20 protein-coding genes and 1 riboswitch are annotated in these 22,665 nt (G+C 37.8%); of the genes, 10 read left to right on the top strand and 10 right to left on the bottom strand.

All coding sequences use genetic code 11. The features are described from left to right. The first annotated feature begins 50 nt into the window (after positions 1–50). From rbsD to A6E06_RS13195, 3 genes are all read left to right on the top strand, one after another. Entirely contained in the window at positions 51–470 is a 420-nt protein-coding gene (rbsD, locus tag A6E06_RS13205) for a D-ribose pyranase (protein WP_065591269.1), read from the top strand. A 120-nt stretch (positions 471–590) separates the two neighbouring features. After that, the gene (gene rbsK / locus A6E06_RS13200) at positions 591–1,511 is read left to right on the top strand and encodes a ribokinase (RefSeq protein ID WP_065591270.1); all 921 of its coding nucleotides are present in this window, start codon (positions 591–593) and stop codon (positions 1,509–1,511) included. A 100-nt stretch (positions 1,512–1,611) separates the two neighbouring features. Further along, complete coding sequence (locus A6E06_RS13195) at positions 1,612–2,613, top strand: substrate-binding domain-containing protein (RefSeq protein ID WP_065591271.1); 1,002 nt, start codon at positions 1,612–1,614, stop codon at positions 2,611–2,613. 64 nt (positions 2,614–2,677) lie between these two features. On the opposite strand, the gene A6E06_RS13190 is transcribed toward A6E06_RS13195, so the two are convergent. Then, positions 2,678–3,532 carry a DNA ligase gene (locus A6E06_RS13190; protein WP_065591272.1) on the bottom strand — a complete coding sequence of 285 codons (855 nt, stop codon included), beginning with the start codon at positions 3,530–3,532 and terminating at the stop codon, positions 2,678–2,680. Between the two features lie 350 nt (positions 3,533–3,882). Between A6E06_RS13190 and A6E06_RS13185 the strand changes: the two genes are divergently transcribed. Further along, positions 3,883–6,543, top strand: coding sequence for an ExeM/NucH family extracellular endonuclease (locus tag A6E06_RS13185; RefSeq protein WP_065591273.1), 2,661 nt, complete (start codon positions 3,883–3,885; stop codon positions 6,541–6,543). A 78-nt stretch (positions 6,544–6,621) separates the two neighbouring features. Here A6E06_RS13185 and A6E06_RS13180 read toward each other — a convergent pair whose 3' ends face one another. From A6E06_RS13180 to A6E06_RS19855, 3 genes are all read right to left on the bottom strand, one after another. After that, on the bottom strand, positions 6,622–8,091 hold the full coding sequence (locus A6E06_RS13180; protein WP_065591274.1) for an MATE family efflux transporter: 1,470 nt from the start codon (positions 8,089–8,091) through the stop codon (positions 6,622–6,624). Between the two features lie 143 nt (positions 8,092–8,234). Then, the gene (locus A6E06_RS13175; protein WP_065591275.1) at positions 8,235–8,981 is read right to left on the bottom strand and encodes a hypothetical protein; all 747 of its coding nucleotides are present in this window, start codon (positions 8,979–8,981) and stop codon (positions 8,235–8,237) included. Positions 8,982–9,055: 74 nt separating this feature from the next. Next, positions 9,056–9,214: a hypothetical protein gene (locus A6E06_RS19855; protein ID WP_141676970.1), complete on the bottom strand. Its 159-nt coding sequence runs from the start codon at positions 9,212–9,214 to the stop codon at positions 9,056–9,058. A 292-nt stretch (positions 9,215–9,506) separates the two neighbouring features. Continuing rightward, a riboswitch (glycine riboswitch) is annotated at positions 9,507–9,612 on the top strand. 98 nt (positions 9,613–9,710) lie between these two features. On the opposite strand from A6E06_RS19855, the gene A6E06_RS13170 reads away from it, so the two are divergent. Next, positions 9,711–11,093: a sodium:alanine symporter family protein gene (locus A6E06_RS13170; protein WP_065591276.1), complete on the top strand. Its 1,383-nt coding sequence runs from the start codon at positions 9,711–9,713 to the stop codon at positions 11,091–11,093. A gap of 381 nt (positions 11,094–11,474) precedes the next feature. Then, positions 11,475–13,160, top strand: coding sequence for a mechanosensitive ion channel family protein (locus A6E06_RS13165; RefSeq protein ID WP_065591277.1), 1,686 nt, complete (start codon positions 11,475–11,477; stop codon positions 13,158–13,160). 92 nt (positions 13,161–13,252) lie between these two features. Here the strand turns inward: A6E06_RS13165 and A6E06_RS13160 are convergent, their stop codons facing one another. Continuing rightward, positions 13,253–13,894, bottom strand: a complete 642-nt coding sequence (locus A6E06_RS13160) for a LysE family translocator (RefSeq protein ID WP_061011359.1) — start codon at positions 13,892–13,894, stop codon at positions 13,253–13,255. 221 nt (positions 13,895–14,115) lie between these two features. Here A6E06_RS13160 and A6E06_RS20130 point away from each other — a divergent pair, with 221 nt between their 5' ends. The 4 genes from A6E06_RS20130 (at position 14,116) to A6E06_RS13145 (ending at position 17,730) form a co-directional block, all read left to right on the top strand. Beyond that, a complete protein-coding gene (locus A6E06_RS20130; RefSeq protein WP_105063021.1) occupies positions 14,116–14,247 on the top strand; it encodes a hypothetical protein in 132 nt (43 codons plus the stop codon). Positions 14,248–14,446: 199 nt separating this feature from the next. Continuing rightward, on the top strand, positions 14,447–15,931 hold the full coding sequence (locus A6E06_RS13155; RefSeq protein WP_065591278.1) for a carboxypeptidase M32: 1,485 nt from the start codon (positions 14,447–14,449) through the stop codon (positions 15,929–15,931). A 210-nt stretch (positions 15,932–16,141) separates the two neighbouring features. After that, complete coding sequence (gene hipB, locus A6E06_RS13150; protein WP_065591279.1) at positions 16,142–16,405, top strand: type II toxin-antitoxin system antitoxin HipB; 264 nt, start codon at positions 16,142–16,144, stop codon at positions 16,403–16,405. Further along, on the top strand, positions 16,405–17,730 hold the full coding sequence (locus tag A6E06_RS13145) for a type II toxin-antitoxin system HipA family toxin (RefSeq protein WP_065591280.1): 1,326 nt from the start codon (positions 16,405–16,407) through the stop codon (positions 17,728–17,730). Before hipB ends, A6E06_RS13145 begins: the two co-directional genes overlap by 1 nt. Positions 17,731–17,977: 247 nt before the next feature. Here A6E06_RS13145 and A6E06_RS13140 read toward each other — a convergent pair whose 3' ends face one another. From A6E06_RS13140 to A6E06_RS19620, 5 genes are all read right to left on the bottom strand, one after another. Then, on the bottom strand, positions 17,978–19,582 hold the full coding sequence (locus A6E06_RS13140; RefSeq protein ID WP_065591281.1) for a DUF2326 domain-containing protein: 1,605 nt from the start codon (positions 19,580–19,582) through the stop codon (positions 17,978–17,980). Next, a complete protein-coding gene (locus A6E06_RS13135; protein ID WP_065591282.1) occupies positions 19,576–19,794 on the bottom strand; it encodes an ABC-three component system middle component 7 in 219 nt (72 codons plus the stop codon). Before A6E06_RS13135 ends, A6E06_RS13140 begins: the two co-directional genes overlap by 7 nt. After that, the gene (locus A6E06_RS13130) at positions 19,794–20,576 is read right to left on the bottom strand and encodes an ABC-three component system protein (protein ID WP_065591283.1); all 783 of its coding nucleotides are present in this window, start codon (positions 20,574–20,576) and stop codon (positions 19,794–19,796) included. Before A6E06_RS13130 ends, A6E06_RS13135 begins: the two co-directional genes overlap by 1 nt. Before the next feature lie 318 nt (positions 20,577–20,894). Further along, positions 20,895–22,466, bottom strand: coding sequence for a cryptochrome/photolyase family protein (locus A6E06_RS13125; protein ID WP_065591284.1), 1,572 nt, complete (start codon positions 22,464–22,466; stop codon positions 20,895–20,897). Positions 22,467–22,503: 37 nt separating this feature from the next. Then, a complete protein-coding gene (locus A6E06_RS19620) occupies positions 22,504–22,644 on the bottom strand; it encodes a DUF2256 domain-containing protein (protein ID WP_083190336.1) in 141 nt (46 codons plus the stop codon). Positions 22,645–22,665 lie beyond the last annotated feature (21 nt).

The following is a 22,665-nucleotide window of genomic DNA, read 5'->3' as shown; positions in this document are numbered from 1 at the left end:
TGCTATAGACTTCATATAGTAGTTATCATTTCATTAATCTAAGGATATTTATGAAAAAGAACACTCTCTTAAATGCTGATTTGTCATATGTAATAGCAACACTTGGCCATACAGACGAAATTACGATTTGTGATGCTGGTTTACCAATCCCTACTCCATCCAAACGTATCGACCTCGCTTTAATTCAAGGCATTCCTACTTTTATTGATACCGTAAAAGCAACACTTTCTGAAATGCAAATTGAAGGTGTCGTACTTGCAGAAGAATTTAAAACAATCAACCCAGAATGCCACTCTGAGTTATTAGCATTAATAGAAAAAGAAGAAGCCTTGCGTGGTAAATCTATTGCTATTTCATATATTTCTCATGAAGCATTCAAAGTTAAAACCCATCAAAGTAAAGCGATTGTTCGAACTGGAGAATGTACGCCTTACGCTAATGTGATTTTTCAGTCTGGCGTTGTTTTTTAACGCGTAAACTTCATCATTTTAAGATCATATTTAAAGCGTAATTTAAAAGAGAACCCTTTTTCTCATCCGCTTTACAATCCAGATAATCGTCATATATATAATAAGAAATAAAGGCATATTATGAATAAATTAGTTGTTTTAGGTAGTGTAAACGCAGACCACGTTCTTCAAGTTGCTTCTTTCCCTCGTCCAGGCGAAACGTTACACGGTCACAGCTATTCTGTTATTCCTGGCGGTAAAGGCGCAAATCAAGCGGTTGCTGCTGCGCGTTTAGGTGCGGATATCGCTTTCATTGCAAGCGTAGGTGACGACAGTTTTGGTCACAAAATGATAGAAGCATTTAAGTTCGATGGTATTAATACTGAAGGAGTGATGATTGAAGAAAACACACCCACCGGCATTGCGATGATCCAAGTTGCAGCAACCGGTGAAAACAGCATCTGTATTTCTGCTGAAGCAAATGCTCGTTTAACCGCAGATCGCATTGCACCACACCACGGATTAATTGAAGCGGCTGATACCTTGTTAATGCAGCTTGAAACACCGATCGAAACTATCGAAAAAGCAGCGAAAATTGCAAAAGCGGCTGGGACTAAAGTGGTACTAAACCCTGCCCCTGCCCACCAATTAAGTGATGATTTATTGAAATTAGTGGATGTAATCACTCCTAATGAAACCGAAGCGGAACTATTAACAGGCATTGAAGTAACAGATACGTTGAGTGCTCAACAAGCGGCAAATGCGCTACATGCAAAAGGCATTGAAACGGTGATGATCACCCTTGGTAGTAAAGGTGTTTGGATTAGCCAAAATGGTGAAGGTCGTCAAGTAGAAGGTTTTAGAGTTCAAGCGACAGATACAACGGGGGCTGGCGATACCTTTAATGGTGCCTTTTTAACTGGTCTTCAATCTGGTCGTAAATTGGATGATGCGATTAAATTTGCTCACGCAGCGGCTGCAATTTCAGTGACTCGAATGGGCGCTCAAACCTCAATTCCTTCTCTTGATGAGGTAAATGCTTTTTTACTTAAACAAGAATAATATAGATATCATTACTTAAGCGATTCATTATACTAAGCATTCATTTAGCTGGTCATAATAAACCGCTAATGCGTAGGATTGATAGACATTAAGGATATATATGGCCACCATTAAAGACATCGCTAAACACGTTGGTGTTTCCACCTCAACAGTTAGCCATGTATTAAATAAAACACGGTTTGTTAGTGAAGATATTTCAGTTCGAGTGTTGGCGGCCGTAAAATTACTCAACTATACCCCATCGGCATTGGCGCGCAGTTTAAAAGTAAATAACACGAAAACCTTTGGTATGCTCGTTACTACCTCTACCAACCCCTTTTTTGGGGAGGTTGTTAATGGTGTAGAACGTCGTTGCTATGAAATGGGTTATAACCTTATTTTGTGTAATACCGAAGGCGATGCACAACGTGTTCATTCTAGCTTAGACACCCTATTACAAAAGCGCGTTGATGGTTTGTTACTTATGTGTACCGAGATTGAAGACCAAGTGCTTGAGCTTTTCTCTCGTTACCAACCAGTTCCAACCGTCGTTATGGATTGGGGCTTAATTGATTTTCCTAGTGACAAAATTCAAGACAACTCTCATCACGGTGGTTATTTAGCAACTAAACATCTTATTGAACAAGGTCACACTGAAATCGGTTGTTTAACTGGCCCTCTGAACAAACTGCAAGCGCAGCAACGTTTAAGTGGTTTTGTGCAAGCGATGGAAGAGTCTGGATTAGAGATTAATAAACAGTGGATCGCCTCTGGTGACTTTGAATGTGAAGGTGGAGAAACTGCATTTAATGAACTGCATGGCAGAGGTAAATTACCTACCGCTCTGTTTGTATCAAATGACATGATGGCAATGGGCGTGATCAATTGTGCGAGTAAGAAAGGAATTTCTGTTCCCAATGATATTTCGATTGTTGGTTACGATGACATTAAAATGGCAAAATACATCACGCCATCATTGACCACTATTCATCAACCAAAACATCGTTTAGGTCAACAAGCCGTTGATTCACTGTTAGAAAAAATTGCAACAAAATCAGAAACCAACCGAGTATTTCAACTAGAACCAAACTTAATGGTTCGAGACAGCGTTAAAGCTTTATAAGCTCTTTTATAAATACATTATACCTACCGTAAAAATAGAGCACCCTTTCCCCCGAGGTGCTCTATTAATACCCTTCTCGTACTGCGATGTATCGAGCGAATCTAGGAATTCCACTATCAGTGAATCCGTTATAACGATAGGTCACTTGAGCCCCTAACGCCGGTGGATCTTCTCTCACAGCAAGGCTTAATCCACTACCAATTTTAAATTCTTGCCCATTCGGCATACGCAATATCAAGGCACCAACCATCCCTCTAAATTTTCCTTTCCCGTCGGTATAACCCACAATAACCGCTTCATCATCTTGATGCTTTTTTACTTTAATCAGATCATCACTGCGTCCAGGGCGGTACACTTCAGCCAATTTTCTTAGCATTACCCCTTCTCCATTCTGGCTAGAAATATCTTCTAACGCTCTCAAGAGTGCCTCTTCTGTGCTTATCGGATAATGTTCAACTAGTTTCAAATGAGGATGGTCTAATTTATTAACAAGCGTTTCTAGTTCGTAATAACGCTTAGGAAACATACCTGCCGACTGCGGTAAATCAAACATCATAAAACGAATCTTAGCCCATTGCTCATCATCGGGTTGGCTATCCAGTACTGTCCTTGCGACCTGTTGAAATCCCCCTCTTCCAGCCCAAAGTTCACCATCTATCGGGTATTCAGGCAAAGGTTCAATAAACCAATCCGGGGCGACAATCGTATGTCCTTTTCGAGTAAGCAATTCGGACCCAGTCCAATACGCTCTGATCCCATCAAGTTTCTCACTTGCCCAATACGCATCAATATCCACGCCTTCTTTATAGGTTCCAGCAAGCGATACCGCGATAGAGGCCGTATTTGGCTCATCATGTGAATATGCAGGAGTTGCCATAAACCCTATTGAAACTAAAACAGAAAGAGTGCTTTTTTTCATTAAAATACGCCTATAAATAGATATTTTTTATAATTACACGTCAACCGGAGTTTCATTAGTTCTTTTTATTATAATGTCATACAGTTTCGATCCATATCCACAATCAATGTAAGTGTCAATATTAATAACTCTCAGTTTTGTCTTATACCAGAGAAACCTGTGTAAATATCCACTATTACTGATCTTGTTATTTAATTGACCCCTGCCAAATTTACACCTCTTCAATCCAATTTAGATCTCACTCCTAATGTAAAAGTAATGAATATGACATATCAATGTGAGAGCTTTAATCGATAGTTTTTATAAATATACCTTTAATTCATATAACAACGACTATGGAAAGCAGTGAAATGAAAACAACTCAGTTAAAAACCTCCCTTGCTATGGCCATTGGCTTAGCGCTCTCTGGCAATGCTTATGCAGAAATTATTATTTCTCAATATGTTGAAGGCGCTAGCTACAATAAATCATTAGAAATCAGTAACACAGGTGATAACCCCGTATCTCTTTCTGGTTATGTCCTTAAATCTAAATACAACGGATTGGATGAATGGAAGAACGATCTCGACCTATCCGCAATAACACTAAACGCGAAAAGTGTTTATGTTATTTCAAATAGCCGTGCTTCTGATGAAATTAAAGCCGTAACCGACCGTATTGAAAGCATCGTCAACCATAATGGCGATGAAACATACATGCTATTTAAAGACGGTGCAGAGCATGACCGAATTGGTATTGATGGTGACGTTGACTGGGGCAAAGACAAAAGTTTTGTACGTGCAATTCAAACGCCAAGTACAACATTTGATGCCAACATGTGGCTTGAAAAGCCAAAAGACAATATTGATGGTTTAGGCTTATACCAAGAAGGTGTAACGCCACCACCACCGTTTGCTTGTGAAACCGATTCAGGTAATACCCCAACCTTTACCGAAATTAACCAAATTCAAGGCACCGGTGATAAATCACCTCTAATCACGAGTGGCTTCATTTCTGATGATGATTATTTTGTGCAAGGCATTGTCACAGCTCGTGGCGAAAGCTTACTAAAAGGCTTTTACCTACAAGGCTTAAATGATGATCATGATTCAAATAGCTCTGAAGGTATTTTTGTAAGTACTGGCAGTGCGCCATCTCAAGAGATCCAACCCGGTGCAATTGTGTGTGTAAAAGCCAAAGTTCAAGAGTACTACAGCCAAACACAATTAAAGCCTGATACTAATAACTATCTAGTTCAAAGGACTGAATCCCCTGCACAAGTAAATGAATTAATCATTAATAACGGTGAAACGCTGGCAGATGCATTAGAGCGTCACGAAGGCATGCAAGTTAAATTAACCTCTCATTCTGATCTACGTATCACACGAAATTTTAGCTTTGATTATGGCAGTAAGCGCAACAACATGGTGCTTTCTCATGGTGACCCTCTATTTAAACCAACTCAGCTGTTTGCAGCAGAAAGTCCAGAAGCAATAGCCTTAGCTGAAGATAATGCAAAACGCCAAATTACGATTGAATCAGACAACAAAGCCGCTAACGGAAAAGTTCCTTACTTCCCTGATTTTGCAAACGATGCAAATCAAGATGGCAGTGCTGATTCCTACCTACGTTTAGGTGCTCGTATTGAAGGTCTAGAAGGTGTTATCGCTTATTCTTACGGTCAATACCGTTTAGTAGCAACCAATACAATCACGCAAGAAAACATCATTACTAAGGCGTTTAACGCGAATGGTGACACACTATTCAACGTAGAACGAACAGACGAGCCAAGCATTGATGATGACGATTTAACCATCACAAGTTTTAACGTATTAAACTACTTTACATCCGTCGCTACTGGCGGTGATGCTAATCCAACGGGGCAAAATCGCGGTGCTGAAAATGCCGATGACTTTGCTATTCAACAAGCAAAAATCCTATCTGCACTCGTTGCTATTGATGCCGATATTATTGGTTTAATGGAAGTTGAAAATAATGGCTTTGGTGAAAACAGCGCCATTAGTGATTTAACAACGGCTTTAAATTCTAAATTTGAAGATGAAGACGATCACTACAAATACGTAGAGATTAAAAAAAAAGACAAATACCAAGGTGAATATTTAGGTTCAGATGCCATCATGGTTGCCCTACTGTACCGCCCAAGTGAAGTGAAACTCAAAGGCAAAGCGCGTGTTATCAAAACACCAGAACAACACGTAGCTGAAAATACCGTCACTCGTGATAATAATGGCACCATTGAATTCAACCCAGCGTATGACAAATATCAACGTCACAGTCTAGTTCAAGAATTTATGGTTAAAGAAGCCAAAGAGCCATTAACCGTGGTGGTTAATCACTTAAAATCAAAAGGCTCTGAGTGTATTGAGCAATGGCAAAACTTTGAAGAAGACAGTGATCCAGCCGATCTACAAGGCAACTGTAACCGCTTTAGAGTATCAGCAGCTAAAGCTCTCGGTGATGATCTAGAAACGGTTAAAGGCGATATTCTAATCTTAGGTGACATGAATGCCTATGGAATGGAAGATCCCCTACTAACACTAACTGACTACAGCAAAGAAAAATACGACCGTGATATTTTCACCGCAGCTTATACAACGCTAGGTACTGATAAAGAAGGCAATCCACTTCCTTATGAAGAAACTGGCAGCCAAATTACTCAAGGCTATGGCTATATAAATTTAAACACACATCTACATGGCACAGATACCTTCTCTTATACCTACTCAGGTGAACTGGGTAATCTTGATCACGCATTAGCCAATGAATCACTGGCTGATCGAGTCACTGAAATTGAAGATTGGCACATCAATGCCGCAGAAAGTAACTTATTTGAATACAGCTCTAAATACACGGGTGACATGGTAAAATACAACGACATGTATTCTGCATCCGATCATGATCCTATCGTGATTTCACTTGAGTATAAAAAAGCAGCTTCATTCAATTTATTCGCTTTAGTTTCTCTATTCGGTTTTGGTTTCTTACGTAGAAGAACGGCTAAAAAAAGCTAATACCCAATAAGAGAACCAAAAAATGGTGGCTCTGTATCTTAAATCCTAAGAATACAGTTCCACCATTTCTTTATGCATTTAACCAGAAAGAGACGGGCTTTCTAACTTTTTCTCATTCTCAATACCGCTTTGCATTATCACCGCATCATTATTACAAAATGGGGTCATGGTTACGCTAATATCAGCCAAAGTATCCTCTGTGCATACTTTTTGACATTGCTCTTTCACCATATAAATAACGTGTGTTCTCAACGCAATGATACTGATAATACCAAAAATGACATTACCCAAAGCCTGGCCATACAATACCCCTAACCCACCAAACCATTGAGCACCAAAATACACAAATGGTAACGTACCGATGGTCGCTTTGCTCAAATTAAGGGCTGTGGAATACAAAGGTTTACCCAGGTTATTAAATGACGTGTTAGCCACAAACATCGCACCATTAAAAATAAACGTGATTGCAACGACAGTACAGAACGTGCCCATTATTAATGCCGCATCACCAACCAAATTAAAAGCACTTATGATTTGGTCTTGAATCACATATAAAATCAAAGACACCACAACACAATAAATAGAAGAGAAAAATAACGAATTCCTCAATGTCTCTTTTACTCGATCAATTCGCTCGGCACCGTAATTTTGCCCAATAATAGACCCAACAGCCCCAGACATAGCAAAGATCACCGCAAAAGTAACCGGAATTAAACGTCCAATCACAGCAAAACCAGCCACAAAATCCTCACCAAATGGAGCGAGGGTTGATGTAACAATTGCATTACCAATAGGCGTCGCTGTATTGGTAACAATAGCGGGAATAGCAATAGTAAAAATAGCAGGAGAATGATGCTTAATATCTGCCCACTTAGGCAGAGAAATCAGTTTATGAGTCACAATCAATGGATAAAGTGAAAAGGCCAATACCGTTGCTCTTGAGATCACAGAGGCAATCGCAGCCCCTTCAACGTTCATGTTAAATCCAAAGATAAAAATAGGATCTAAAATCGCATTAACAATGCCACCATATAACGTTGCTAACATTGAACGTTTCGCGTCGCCCACCGCTCTTAAACCCGCACCAGCAGCCATTGCAATTGCAATCAAAGGTGTACTTGGTAATAAAATGGACAGATAAGCTTGTGCTCGTTCAGCTACACCCCCTTTAGCCCCAATCATTGATAATAACTCAGGGATAAAACAAAACATCGCGATCGTAATAATACTATTTACGATAAAGGCAATAACAAGCGTACTTGAGGCCAGTTGTTTCGCTTTCTCGTTTTCTTTTGCACCTAGAGCTTTTGATACTAAAGCCCCCATCGCAATCGAAGAACCGATAGAAACGGACGTTGAAAAGAAAATAATGGTTCCGGCAAAGCCAATCGCGGCAGCCAATTCAACCTGCCCTAATAAGCTAATAAAAAACATGTCTAGAAGATCAACCACAAACAATGCCATTAATCCGATTGAAGCCGTTCCTGACATCACTAAAATGTGACGCATTGTCGAACCTTGGACAAACTTAGCCGTTTGACTACTCATTCATGTTCTCCTTCAATATCAAACTATACCGTGCCATTGTTCTAAACATTCCCTAAAAAAGATAATGACAATTATTATCACCTCAAATTCAAGGTATAAAAAAAGCCACAATATTCTGTAGCTTTTCTTTAAGATAAACCGACTTACATACCTAGATCATCGCTAATGTTGTCGATTTCTTTAATGTCCATCATTAAAAGTTGCAGCTCATCATTATATTTAGCGATAACTTTTTTCGCTTCTTCTTGACGCTTACAAACATCAGATTTCACATCCCAGCTTTTGCCTTCAAGATAAACGGCACATTCTTTCGCTAATTTCTTTTCATTTGATTTAGTCACTTCGATTTTAACTTCTAAATCACTCGCTTCTTCTTTTAATTGAAGCTGACGCTGAAATAACTGTTTAGCACGAGAAAGCATCGTGATCTGTAAATCAACTTGGTTGGTCAATTTATCAATTTGTTTATTTTGTTCTTCAACTTGCATATCTAATGACGCATTTTTCGATTGTAATGAACCGACTTCTTTTTTCATCGATGCGTGTTTTTTTGATTCTGTCACAATTGCTTGTGCTTTTTCTTCATCAAGCGTTTTCTTTTGTTCTTCAAGTGCTTGTTGTTTTTCTTGCTCAACCAATTCATCAACTTCAGTACTTTTTACATTGGCTTGCTTTAATTCTGTTTGGTATTGCTTCGTTTTAGCTTCTAACTGAGCATAAGTATCAGACCATTTATTATCTGAGACACTCGTACCTATTAGTCCCCCCGCAATAACACCAATAATTAGTGTGACTCCGGCAACCCAGTGACTCGATTTTGATTTTTCTTCAATGATGATGACATCTTCATCATGTTCGTCAGTCGTTCTGGTCTGATTTTCTACACTCACGCGTTAACCCCAAACATTATAGATAGTGAATAGTATAGATTTGTTCTCTACACATTTGTTAATTATAAGACAATTTATCGGATCAATTCTGAAATCATGACATAAGCCACATAAATAACTACACCCGCTACAGAAGTATAAATCACCGATTTTTGAACTTTTTCGTTTGATCTGTATTTAAATAGTAATGCGGAAATAGCCAACAATAAAATTATCACAGCAATTCGTAACATAGTACACCTCACTTTTTCTTTATTTTAGCATACTTTAAGCATCTAAATACTTGAGTTATCGTTGTAATTTTGAACAAGGAAAACGATTTCGGTCAATTTATATCTAATTTGTAAAGAAAATGCATGACAAAAAAATGTGACTTGTCTAACATACCTGACTTGGCTACTACGTAGCTTACAATTTGTTGATCCGATGAAGACTGCAGGAGAGAGGCAATAACCAGAAATTGGTTACGCCCGCCGAAGAAGTAAATCTTTCAGGCGCCAGATATTTCTGGTGAGGACTGTAGTTGGAGGAATCTCTGGAGAGAGCCGTTAAATCGGCCGCCGAAGGAGCAAGCCCTTATCTGAAAAATGATAAAGGTGAAACTCTCAGGCAAAAGGACAGAGGAGAAAGTGATCCGATTAATCTCGGCTCTATACTATTGCCTATTTTTTGTAGTCTTGGTACACCACTCTCTCTTCTCCTTACTATATGTATTATTAAGGGGAAACTATGAACACCTTTCACAACACGCTTGTTACTGTCGATAACTTCATCTGGGGACCGCCTCTTTTGATCTTATTAGTGGGTACAGGTATCTACTTTACGTTCCGACTTCGTATTTTTCAATTACGTCACCTACCAACTGCGCTTAAAATGGTCTTCTCAAAAGAAGAAAACCAAAGTACAGGTAAAGGCGATGTTTCTAGCTTTGCCGCACTATGTACTGCCCTATCAGCCACTATTGGTACGGGTAATATTGTTGGTGTCGCAACCGCCATTAAAATGGGGGGCCCTGGTGCACTATTTTGGATGTGGCTTGCTGCTGTCTTTGGCATGGCAACAAAATACGCAGAATGCTTATTAGCCGTAAAATTCAGAAAAACAGACAGCAAAGGCCAAATGATTGGTGGCCCAATGTATTACATTGAATATGGCATGGGTAATAAATGGTTAGCTAAGCTATTTGCATTATTCGCGTTAGGCGTTGCCTGTTTTGGTATCGGTACTTTTCCACAAATCAATGCAATCGTTGACTCCGCTCATTTAACAATGAATGCGCCTGCTTGGCTAACCGGTGGGGTCCTTACTGTTTTAGTTGCTATTGTTACTTTAGGTGGTATTAAATCCATTGCTAAAGTCGCTGAAAAAGTCGTACCAACCATGGCCGTAGTCTATGTGGTTTCTTGTCTAACGGTCCTCATCATGCAAGCAGAAGCATTACCAGCAGCGATTCAATTGGTTATTACGTCAGCCTTTACAGGAAGCGCAGCAACGGGTGGTTTTGTTGGTGCATCTATCATGTTAGCCATTCAATCTGGTGTTGCGCGTGGTGTGTTCTCAAATGAATCAGGTCTTGGTAGTGCTCCTATCGCAGCCGCAGCCGCAAAAACGGATTCTTGTGTAAAACAAGGCTTAGTCTCTATGACTGGTACGTTTTTTGATACCGTGATTATCTGTACTATGACAGGTTTAACCTTAGTGGTTACCGGTGTTTGGCAAGGTGATGCCGCAGGTGCGTTAATGACAACCCAAGCGTTTGCTATTGGTTTAGGCTCTGACCAATTTGGCCCTTATTTAGTTTCTATTGGTTTGATGTTTTTTGCTTTCACTACCATTTTAGGCTGGAACTATTATGGTGAACGTTGTGTAACCTATCTATTTGGTACTAAAGGCGTGCTGCCATACAAAATCATCTTTATTGCTTTAGTGGCATCGGGCGCTTATATGCACTTGGATACCATTTGGGTAATTGCTGATATTGTTAATGGATTAATGGCAATTCCAAACTTAATTGGTTTAATCGCATTACGTCACATTATTATTGAAGAAACTCATCTTTTCTTTAATAAACAAGATAGTAAAGAAGAAAAGGTCGCTTTAAATCAAATATAACGATCATTAAAAATGTCTCTATAATAAACGATAGAGACATTTTGAAACATTTATTTAACCGAGTTGACCAACAAGATGTTAATAATTTGATATACTCACTAGTACTATTTTACGAGGTGATATATGGACATATTAACTCTGATACTCGGCTCAGTACTATTAGTCATGATACTTGGGTTTTTCTTTTCTTTTTTTAAAGCCTTAATCATTGAATATAAAAATCTTAAATAAAAGTACAATACAATACGATAAAAGCAGTCTTAATGGCTGCTTTTTCATTTTTGTGACACCCCCTTAAAAAGTTCTCCTGCCACTTTTCCTTATATTTCACTACAATAAGTTAGTTATTCGCTAATTTCATTTCAAAGCAATAGAGGCTCTATGCGTATCTTTATTTGGTTCCTTCTTATATTTAGTTCCTTCACTTTTGCTAATGAAGCCCAAGATCTGGCTGATTTAAATAAAATCAATAATGAAGTTGTGCGATTAAAAAAAGAAGCGTCTTCATTCTCTGGAAGTGATCTTGCCGTTATTCGAGTTCAACAAGTCGATAAAAATAATCAACTTCGAGCCGTACTCGCTGATTTAATTAAGCGCCATGATGAAACCACAACCCCTCTTTTAATCAAAGAAGTCGAAGGACAAGTAATCTATGCCGAACGAGCTATCGCGTACCTTGATAAAGACATAAAAGACAAACAAGAAAAATTAGATAAAGCGGATATCGAGCACAAACTTGCTTTGCAAAACACCTTAAAAGAATCTAGAGATTACTATTACCTTTCTCTTAATGATCAATTAGAAAACTACCAATGGCTGACTACGTTAGGTCAATCAACAGACGCTCAGCTTGTTGCTTATAAACTATTTATTGATCAAAAAATCAAATTCCTTTCCGCGTCACTAAGTTTTGATACAAGCCGAGAGCAATTACTTTCAAATCAGCTTCAACGCTCTTCCGATTCAGAAAAAACATCATTAACCTTAGAGCACCTCTTTTTTGAACGTAAAGTCACAAATTCCACTTACGGTTTAGGCAAATTAATTGCAATTGCTGATCAATTAAATATCAACACCACAAATTATAAACGTCAATTATTTACCACTACCGGTAACTTAACCGAAGATATTCTCAATTTCCCCGTTATTGCTGCCATTTTAAGTAATTGGATTTCATCTGGCAGTAACTGGTTACTTAAACACGCACCAGACCAACTCCTTAAGTTCTTTGTTTTCTTCTTAATCCTATTTGCAACACGATTACTGGCAAAATTAACTCGTAAAGTCGTATTAAAAGCGGTGGTACAGCCTCACTTACGAATGAGTAAATTGATGCAGGACTTCTTTGTCTCTATGTCGAGTAAACTTATTTACTTCATTGGTATTTTAATCGCCTTCTCCAAAGTGGGTTTAGATCTCGCACCAGTTCTAACCGGCTTTGGTGTTGCCGGTATTATTATTGGCTTCGCATTGCAAGATACCTTATCCAACTTTGCATCGGGCATGATGTTGCTTATCTATCGTCCATTTGATGTTGGTGATCTGGTTGAGGCAGGTGGCGTAACTGGCAAGGTAAGCTCAATGAGCTTGGTAAATACCACGATCAAAACCTTTGATAACCAAATCATTATTTTACCCAATAGTAAAATTTGGGGAGACGTAATAAAAAACGTAACGCATGAACGATTACGCCGTGTCGATATGGTATTTGGCATTGGATATGAAGACAGTATCGAAAAAGCAGAAAAGATCTTAGCTGAAATTGTCGATGCTCACCCTGCTGCATTAAAAAAACCAGAGCCAAACATTCGTGTTCACGTTCTAGGCGCTTCTTCTGTTGATTTCATCGTTCGTCCTTGGGTTAAAACCGATGATTATTGGGATGTCTATTGGGATGTCACTCGTGAAGTGAAATTGCGTTTTGATAAAGAAGGGATCTCAATTCCTTTTGCTCAACAAGATGTGCATGTTCATTTTGCTAAAAAAGAAAAAAAACCAAAGAAACCAAACCCAATAACCGAAAAAATTGGTAACGTGATTGAATCTGTCCGCAATAAAGACAGTTAACCCATCAAGTTATCAGTTTCAATAAATGAAACAAAAAGAATTCTATACCTATGATTTTAAATTTTCAGGTATAGCATTCTTATTTTTACAATCTACTTAGATACTAATAAATTCACACCCAACAAGATAAGCACGCTGCCTGTTACCCTTTCTATTCGGTGAGTCATTTTCTCGCTCGACATTAATTCCTGTGCTTTTTCAACTAACAATGCAATTCCACCTTGCCAAAACATAGCAACAATAAAATGCACACTTGCCATCAACAATGATTGAATAAAAGCATTATATTCAGGGTTAATAAATTGCGGCAATAAAGCCAAATAAAATACGGCTGTTTTAGGGTTTAAAATATTCGATAAAAAACCTTCTTTAAAAGACAAGGTTAACGATTCTTTCTTTTCTTTTATCGCTTTTACTTTCGTTGTTTGTTTACGTTGCTTAAACGTACTTCTAATTGATTGAATGCCTAACCAAATCAGGTACGCAGCCCCTATCGTTTTTATAACGGTAAATAACTCCGCAGAGCTTACTAACAATACCGATAAACCAATCGCCGACATAGTCGCATGAACAAATAAACCACAACAAATCCCCAAACTGCAGGTAATACCATCTTTCCAACCACCACGGGTCGTATTGCGGATCACCAAAGCTGTATCCAATCCTGGCGTCATTGTTAATAGTACAATGGCAATAAAAAATGCCCAAAAATCTAGAATCACGTGAATATCCATTTAATTGTGAGTTTCATTAATATATCTCGTTTTCTTTTAATTACTACTTAATTTCAATCAACTTATAAAATCGAACATTTACTCTATTCATTTTTCGAGATTTAATCTATTTACCGTATTTATATAAATTAACCCAAATATCAAACCATTTGACCTTAATACGAAAGTTATTAAGAACAAAGCCCGATAAAGTACGCGCATCAATCGAGGAGAGAAAATTAATGAATCACGTAACATTTGAATATCAAGTAATGGGTTTTGGCAACTGGATTTCAGCAACCGTATCAGCAGATATTGCAAATACATTAGCCGAAGAGTATCGATCTTATGGCTGGCCAGTAAAAATCAGCTAAGCACCTAATTTAAAATAAATTTCTTACCTCGCTCGCTGCGGGGTATTTTTTATCTGCACTTTGAGAAAAATGTTCACCATGAATTTTACTGAACCTTTATGTCTTAAAAACTGCGTTATAAATACATGAAGCATTCCTTTCTAAGTAAAACCGATCAACAATGAAAACACGAATAAAAAATAATAATGAAGGAATATCCATGAGTCATTATCAAAAATTGGTTGAACATAGTTTAAAAATTTCTCGATTCGAGCATTTAGGTTCGATTTGTGGATGGGACCAAGCAGCAGTAATGCCGTCTGGCGGTAACGAAGCTCGCTCAGAAGCAATGGCTGAACTGTCTGTTCATTTACATCAACTAGGCAATGCACCACAACTGGCCGAATGGTTTGATAAAGCAGAATCAGAGTCTCTATCTGATAACGAACAAGCTAGCCTTCGTGAAATGAAATTAAAATGGCAACAATCCACAGCCCTTCCTGAAGCCTTGGTTCAAGCACAATCTTTAGCGGGTTCTAAATGTGAACACGCATGGCGAACTCAACGTGGAGAAAACGATTGGGAAGGATTTAGTAAAAATTTTGCAGAAGTTGTCGCCCTTTCTCAAGAAGAAGCGCAGATACGAGCAAATATCTCAGGATTAACGCCTTACGACGCCATGCTTGATTTATATGAACCAGGCACAACAACGGCAAAACTTGATGTGGTATTTAACGATGTAAAAACGTGGCTTCCTACTCTTATTCAAAACATACAAGAGAAACAATCTACTGAGTCCATCTACTTACCTGATGGCCACTACCCGACAGAGCAACAACGCCAACTTAGCGTAGATGTGATGAAGTTTTTAAACTTCGATTTTAATCATGGTCGTCTTGATGTAAGCATGCACCCTTTCTGTGGCGGCGTTCCTACTGATGTTCGTATTACCACTCGTTATGATGAAAACGATTTTGTGCAATCATTAATGGGTACAGTACATGAAACAGGCCACGCACGTTATGAGCAAGGGTTACCAAAAGAGTTTGCAGGCCTTGCTGTTGGTCAAGCTCGCTCAATGGGTATTCATGAGTCTCAAAGCTTATTTTTTGAGATGCAATTAGGCCGCAGTGCTGAGTTTATTTCTCAACTGTCTCCATTAGTGCAAAAGAACTTTGTGAATGCTGATCAAAAAATCTTTGAGACAGATAATCTGCAAAAAATATACACACGCGTAAACCCTGATTTTATCCGTGTAGATGCAGATGAAGCGACATACCCTGCTCACGTTATTTTACGTTATGAAATTGAACGTGATTTAATGAACGGTAAAATTGGCTATAAAGATATCCCTGAATTATGGGATACAAAGATGCAGCAGTACCTAGGTTTAACCACCAAAGGCAATTACAAAAACGGTTGCATGCAAGACATTCACTGGACAGACGGTAGCTTTGGTTACTTCCCAAGTTACACATTAGGTGCAATGTACGCAGCACAATTTATGGCGGCAATGAAACAAACCGTAGATGTAGAAAAAGCCACATTAAGCGGTGATTTAAGCCCTATTTTCACTTGGCTGTCAGACAATATCTGGAGCAAAGCATCATTATGCTCAACTGATGATTTAGTGAAGCAAGCAACGGGTGATGTGCTAAATGCGAGTTTCTTTAAGGCGCACTTAGAGAAGCGTTACTTGGGATAAGAGCTAGACGTTAATTCGCCACTTTACTCTAAGTAATTAAGAAAATGGATGTAGTTTTAGCTGCATCCATTTTTTGTATTTGGTTTTTAAATATCACTTTATCCCCGACAAGGGATAAAACCAACTTTATCCTCGTTCGGGGATATACATTGACTTATCCCCGATCGGGTATATATTATTGATTATCCTCTATCGGGGATATCACATAATATGATGGGGTGTATGATGATTTATAATCCAAAGCAATTAGCTAACCACTTAAAGCTTATCAGAACCAAACACAATTTGACTCAAACAGAGCTTGCTAAAAAAGTTGGTGTAAAACAATCCACCCTATCTAGCTTTGAGAATCATCCTGAAACTACTCAGTTACAGACACTCTTTAAGATCCTTCATGCGTTAGAAGTTCATTGCATTATTCAAGAGCAAGTGCCAACGAGTCTCGATAATAATCTAGACGATGAGGCATGGTAATGGCTGTATTAATTGCATACATGAATGGTGAGCGTGTTGGAGAATTTACTAAACTCAGTAACGGTGCGCACCAGTTTCAATACGATAAATCATGGATTGAAAGCACGGTAGGAAGACCTCTGTCATTATCCCTCCCCCTACAATATCCAAAGATAACCAGTGATTGCGTTATTAATTACTTCGACAACCTATTACCTGATTTATCAGAAGTCAGAGATCGCATCGTTGCCAGATACCAAGCTAAATCTCGTCAAACGTTCGATTTACTTCATGAAGTGGGTAAAGACAGCGTCGGTGCAATTTCTTTATTAACTAACGATGAAGAACCAAATACCAAACAACTGGATTATGAAATTTTAACTCCAGCACGGCTCAAACAAGTACTCTCAGCCTATCAATCCAATATTCCATTAGGAATGCTAGAAGATGAATCAGACTTTCGGATCTCGGTTGCAGGAGCACAAGAAAAAACAGCGCTACTCAAAATAAATGATGAATGGTGCATACCGAAAGCATCTACCCCAACAACGCATATAATCAAATTACCCATAGGTAAAATTCAACAACCTAATGCCACTCTCGATATGAGTGATAGTGTAGAAAATGAATACCTGTGCATCCAATTAGCGAAGAAGTTAGGATTCAATGTACCTAATGTTGAAATAATTCATTGTGATGGAATAAAAGCCATTGCTGTAGAACGATTTGATAGAAGATGGATTAAAAATAACACCAAGCTATTAAGATTGCCGCAAGAAGATATGTGCCAAGCATTTGGATTACCCTCATCAATAAAATATGAAGCAGATGGAGGTCCAAGTATAAAAACTATTATGGACCTTCTTATGGGCTCAAGCCAATCACTAAAAGATCGTGATGCTTTCATGCGATTTCAGGTATTTCAATGGTTAATTGGTGCAACAGACGGACACGCAAAAAACTTTTCCATTTTTATTAATGCACAAGGCAGTTATCACCTTACGCCCTTTTATGACATTTTATCCGCCTATCCTATCTTAGGTGGTAAAGGAATGAATATCCGCTCATTAAAACTGGCAATGGGACTAATAGCATCGAAAGGAAAGAAATATCCTATTGATAAAATATACACTCGTCATTTTATTGATACGGCTAAATCTGTTGGATTTGATACTGCGAGAATGGAAGAGATAATAAAGGAATTTGCAGTTGATATGCCTAAGGCCATTAAGGAATTAGAAGCAGAATTACCAAACGATTTTCCAAAAAGTATCTCTGACAGCATATTCAGTAATGCATTGAGAATGGTAAATAAGATCCGCTTAAGTAATGATAATTTAAAGTAAAAGCTAAAGATTTATTTATAGCTTGGAGTGATTAAAAAAAGGATGTAGGTATTGGCTGCATCCATTTTTCTAGTTAGATAACTTGTTTTTGGACAAAAGTGAGTTAACGGGATTTCTCACTTAGTAAAAATTAGATTAGAGAAAGTAGCCAAGTCTTAGCTAACCAAAATAAATAGCTGACCATGCAGACTCTTCAAGAACTATTTCAAATCTTAAATAATTAAGGGCTCGATGAGCCCTTATAGGTTTATTTTTTTTCCCATTTATTGTTAAAAGCTAGTCTATCGCTTGAAAGTGTTAGAAACTTTGTTTTAGCTATGATTTGCTGTGCTTTAGCAGAGTATTTAGTCACTTCGTCTATAGAAATGAACACCTGCTTATGATTTACTATAGAATAGTAAAGCCTGATTATGTTGTTGACCGCATTAACTTCAATATTTTTTAGTACTACAGAGTCATGAATAAAAAATGGTAACTTCGTGTTATTCAAAAGAGAAAAATCTAGTGAGATCATGTTTGAAAAACACTTACCTGTACCTGTATCTCCATTAGCATTAAATTCATAGCTTTTATCAAAAAATGTAAAGTATGGTATGGCAGGATCTTCATAGATTGTAGATATAACAGAGTCTATTTCTTCTATAAGAATTTTGCTTACCTCTTCTAGCTTATCTAACTTAAGTCGTTTACCTTCTTCTCTGCTGAGTTTTACATTCTCATCGATACTGTCACTAAGTTCTCTATAGTCGAGCTGTTGCTTAAGCTCTTTTGTCTTAATAGTTAGAGATAGTAGGTCATCGATTAAGAGACTTGGTTTCTCTTTTAGCTTAAACACCTCTTCTAGCTGCTTGTCTAAATCAGATATTTGATCTTTAAAACCTTGTATGTTTTGCTCAATAGAAAGTTTCTCGACCTTTATTTCATTTTTAAGGAGTTTCGTTACACCACTATGAAAACCCTCTATCTTTTGAAGTTTCTCCAGATTTACATCAGGAAAAAAATTCACCAATCTACCAAATTGTTTTCTGTTGGCAAAAGTGCCGAAAGCAAGAGATTTTTCAGAGCGAAGAAGTCTTTGCTCCTCATAGCTCAAAAGTTTGAGCAACAAGTCTTTATCTTTCTTAATGGACAACGAACGTTGATTTACAATTTCGCTAATATTGATGGTGTACTTAGAAAGATTTGTCTTTAGCTCTTCAGTTTGATCCTCTAGCTCTAGTAACTCTTTCTTTTTAGGTTCTATCTCACTTTTCTTAAGCTTTCGTGCAATAAGTTCTTGATCAAAAGCGCCTTTAAGGGATGTTTTTTTAGATTCTAAAGCTGCTTGTTCACCACGCTGCTTTGAAACATCACGATACAAGTCAAATAAAACCAATAGATATTTAGTTGTTTGATCATAAAACTTTGAGTCATCAAAGTTCAATGGACGATTAGGATTGAAATTTCCCTTGCCCCAAATACGACTTGTAAGATTCACTAAATCTCGAAAAGACAGTGAATCAGGAGCAGTATACTTAACCTTCAAAAAGTTTCTAAGGTCAGTAATTGTTTTGGGATTTTCAATATCATTATTGAAGATAACAACCTTTGGGTTAGATGTTGATCTCGTGAAGGTGTAAAGCTCTTCATCAAATTCGAACACAAAATCTATATCTAAGTGACCAACTTGCTCAAATACATCAGAGCTTGTTTTTAAAAAATCATCACCACCAAAGCAAAAGTCGATCATCATAAGAACCGACGACTTTCCAATCGAGTTAGACCCTGAATGCGAGCCTACTAATGAGTTGAGACCCGATGAAAAAGTAAGCAAGGGTTGTACAAGTTTATCGCAAAATATTTTCTTTAACATTTCTTCACCAAACCAAACTCATTTATCGTAATTTTGTCTAGGACGTAAAGCAGGTCTAACGAGTAGACAAACTCGTCCATACTACTAAATTTTGTTTTTGTTTTTTTATACAATTCAGAAATAGCCATTTCTTCGAAATCAAGCTCAACTATAACAAGCATTTTATGCATTACAGTTTTTTTAAAAGGCACACTCTTATTAGGTATGATCATCAAAACACCTCACAGTCTTGTACGAAGAATGAAATCATAATTTCACAAGTATCGTAGCAATCACACGTACTATTTTCGGCAAGCCACTTAACCATTTCTTGAAAAACTCTAGTTTGGTCATATCCTTGTCGCTTTAACGCGGTATAAAAATGCTGTACTTCTATTCTTATTTCAGTAGACACGTCATCATAAAGTGCATCTAAATCAGCTAACTTACTATTGATATGTACATAGAACTCATCGATATTTGCTCTTATCTTTTTCTTCGTACGATACTTAAGAGTTTCGTCAGCTTTATTATCTAACTCTTTAACATCATATTTGGGCTCCTCATTAGAGTTCTTTCGTTGTTCATCAGCCTCACAATGTACAGAAAGCCAATCTAAGACATTGTTAATCTCTTGTTCTATTTTTATGGAATCTCTTTTTTTTTCTAACTTTCTTTGAGCCAAAATAGCTTTCTTTATCTCAACCATCGCCAGATAGCCTTCGAGCGTTCTGGGGTTGTCAAACTCATTATGGCAGGACTTACATAACGCAATAAGATTGGTCAAATTATTTACATCATCATGCAAGAGAACTTGCCCCGCTAAAAGCTTCTCTTCATAGGGTAAAGGATTGCAAGGGTAGATATGCGCAATTTCACCATCATTTGTATACCTACCATTTTTTTCTTTAATCAGAATTTTCGAACATTTTGGACACTTCCCATTAACTTCGCCATGCAAAAGTCTTACTTTATTTTCAGTAAGGCCCTTTCGATTATCCGTATCTTTACCCATACGTAGCACTCTAATAATGTATTTACATAAACACTTACAAATCATATGTGTTTGAGAAGACAACATCAAGATTTTACTTTAAAGTCAGTGAGTTGAAGTCATAATTAATTATTTTGTGGTAATTATTTGGACTTTCCCACTGTATTGCCTGTCAGGGTGAGTCAAACACTAATAATGAATAGCTACCAACTTTATAGGCACTTATTAGGTATTAGAAAAAATAGAATAAAGAATGATACTGATATTTCTAGCTCAGCAAGTGCTAAATAATTTTAAGGAAAAAACGAGTTAGCTTGGACTATATTTTGTTAGAAACACTTACAACCCCTCAATATTCAATAACAACAGTTTCGCTCTATCTAATATCGCTTGCTGCTGCTCTGCTGATTTTTTCTTCCAATTCGCATAGACCATTCTGGTTCGTGGATTATTAGTAAACTGCTCAATGTGTGTATGCATAAAGTGCCAATACAACGCATTTAATGGGCACGCTGTCTCTTCACTCACCTGCTTTACGTTATAGTGACAATCAGGGCAATAATCACTCATTTTATTCACGTAGTTACCGCTGGCTGCGTAAGCCTTAGAAGCAACAATGCCCCCATCTGCAAACTGACTCATGCCGCGTGTGTTCGGCATTTCAACCCACTCAATCGCGTCAATATAAATCCCTAAATACCACTCATCTACTTCGTCAGGTTTAATGCCTGTTAATAAACAAAAATTACCGGTAATCATTAACCGTTGAATATGGTGTGCATAGGCGAAATCAAGAGACTGCTGTATCGCATGATGCATACAATTCATTTTTGTTTCCCCTGTCCAAAACCAACTTGGTAATGACAATGAAGCGTTGAGTTTGTTCAAACTCTGATAGGTTGGCATATTCCGCCAGTAGATCCCGCGTACAAACTCCCTCCAACCTAATATCTGACGCACAAAACCTTCTATCTGTGCAATATTAATATCATCAGGTCGTTGGTTAAATTCCATAATGGCGGCATCTATTACTTGCTTAGGGCTGAGTATTTTTGCGTTTAATGCGAAGGATAAACGGCTGTGGAACAAACTCCATTGCTTTTGAGTGAGCATATCATCAAGCTTACACGTCATCGCATCTTGAAACTGACCAAACAATGGCAAACAATAACGACAGAAAAACACCAACAATTCACTCGCTTGCTGTCGATTTACAGGCCACAATAATTGCTTATCTGCTTGGCCAATGGTCTTTATATTATGCCGCTCTAAACGTTCAAGAATATCAGATACATCGTTAGCAAATAATAAGGGCGTTGGCACACTATCAAATTCAGTACGCTTTAATTTATTTTGATTTGCACTGTCAAAGTTCCACTTCCCTGCAACGGGCTCTCCCTCTTCCATCAGAATATTAAAGCGCTTTCTCATCTTACGATAAAAGGGTTCCATGCGATGATGATGGTTCGGCTTAAACTCTTTTTCAATTTGCGCTTCAGAGAGAAAGAAGTGCTCGCTTTCATAAACTCGAGAAGATATCGATAGCGACAAGCAATATTTATCGAGCATGTTACGTAAACGATATTCATCAGGGAGCTGATATTCAAAGTGAGTAATTTGATGCTCAGTAATAAGATAATTTAATAGATCGTCTATTTTTTCAAATCGCTCAGTATCATCTAAGGTTAACTGTATTACCCGATGCCCCGCGCTTTCTAACGCTGTTGCAAATTGCGCCATTGCAGCAAAAAAAGCGCACACCTTTTGAACGTGGTGTTTTACGTAGACAGCCTCTTGATGCATTTCAGCAATGACATAGAGTGTTTGTGGATCGGTTTGGCTAAACCAAGAGTGACTGGCATTTAATTGGTCACCTAAAATGAGTCGTAAACGGTAAGGGGTAGCGCTCATAATCATCCTCTATCTTAAATCTTCGTTCGTAGATTTATTATTCACGTTGATGTCGTAAAGACTGACAGCGTTTGGAGCAATATTTAACCATAGGCCAATCTCGCTCCCATTTCTTTCGCCAACTGAATGGCCTATGACAAACGACACATATTTTTTCTGGTAACTGTGATTTTTTCATCCTTTTCCATTCACCAAACCT

Origin of the sequence: Aliivibrio sp. 1S175 (genome assembly GCF_001690985.1) — a bacterium.
In the GTDB taxonomy this organism is placed as follows: Bacteria; Pseudomonadota; Gammaproteobacteria; order Enterobacterales; family Vibrionaceae; genus Aliivibrio.
This window is presented reverse-complemented; position numbering and strand designations above follow the sequence as displayed.

Coding starts and splice junctions, on each gene's coding strand:
- rbsD (WP_065591269.1), top strand. CDS start 51: ATGAAAAAGAACACTCTCTTAAATGCTGATTTGTCATATGTAATAGCA.
- rbsK (WP_065591270.1), top strand. CDS start 591: ATGAATAAATTAGTTGTTTTAGGTAGTGTAAACGCAGACCACGTTCTT.
- A6E06_RS13195 (WP_065591271.1), top strand. CDS start 1,612: ATGGCCACCATTAAAGACATCGCTAAACACGTTGGTGTTTCCACCTCA.
- A6E06_RS13190 (WP_065591272.1), bottom strand. CDS start 3,532: ATGAAAAAAAGCACTCTTTCTGTTTTAGTTTCAATAGGGTTTATGGCA.
- A6E06_RS13185 (WP_065591273.1), top strand. CDS start 3,883: ATGAAAACAACTCAGTTAAAAACCTCCCTTGCTATGGCCATTGGCTTA.
- A6E06_RS13180 (WP_065591274.1), bottom strand. CDS start 8,091: ATGAGTAGTCAAACGGCTAAGTTTGTCCAAGGTTCGACAATGCGTCAC.
- A6E06_RS19855 (WP_141676970.1), bottom strand. CDS start 9,214: ATGTTACGAATTGCTGTGATAATTTTATTGTTGGCTATTTCCGCATTA.
- A6E06_RS13170 (WP_065591276.1), top strand. CDS start 9,711: ATGAACACCTTTCACAACACGCTTGTTACTGTCGATAACTTCATCTGG.
- A6E06_RS13165 (WP_065591277.1), top strand. CDS start 11,475: ATGCGTATCTTTATTTGGTTCCTTCTTATATTTAGTTCCTTCACTTTT.
- A6E06_RS13160 (WP_061011359.1), bottom strand. CDS start 13,894: ATGGATATTCACGTGATTCTAGATTTTTGGGCATTTTTTATTGCCATT.
- A6E06_RS20130 (WP_105063021.1), top strand. CDS start 14,116: ATGAATCACGTAACATTTGAATATCAAGTAATGGGTTTTGGCAACTGG.
- A6E06_RS13155 (WP_065591278.1), top strand. CDS start 14,447: ATGAGTCATTATCAAAAATTGGTTGAACATAGTTTAAAAATTTCTCGA.
- hipB (WP_065591279.1), top strand. CDS start 16,142: ATGATGGGGTGTATGATGATTTATAATCCAAAGCAATTAGCTAACCAC.
- A6E06_RS13145 (WP_065591280.1), top strand. CDS start 16,405: ATGGCTGTATTAATTGCATACATGAATGGTGAGCGTGTTGGAGAATTT.
- A6E06_RS13140 (WP_065591281.1), bottom strand. CDS start 19,582: ATGTTAAAGAAAATATTTTGCGATAAACTTGTACAACCCTTGCTTACT.
- A6E06_RS13135 (WP_065591282.1), bottom strand. CDS start 19,794: ATGATCATACCTAATAAGAGTGTGCCTTTTAAAAAAACTGTAATGCAT.
- A6E06_RS13130 (WP_065591283.1), bottom strand. CDS start 20,576: ATGGGTAAAGATACGGATAATCGAAAGGGCCTTACTGAAAATAAAGTA.
- A6E06_RS13125 (WP_065591284.1), bottom strand. CDS start 22,466: ATGAGCGCTACCCCTTACCGTTTACGACTCATTTTAGGTGACCAATTA.
- A6E06_RS19620 (WP_083190336.1), bottom strand. CDS start 22,644: ATGAAAAAATCACAGTTACCAGAAAAAATATGTGTCGTTTGTCATAGG.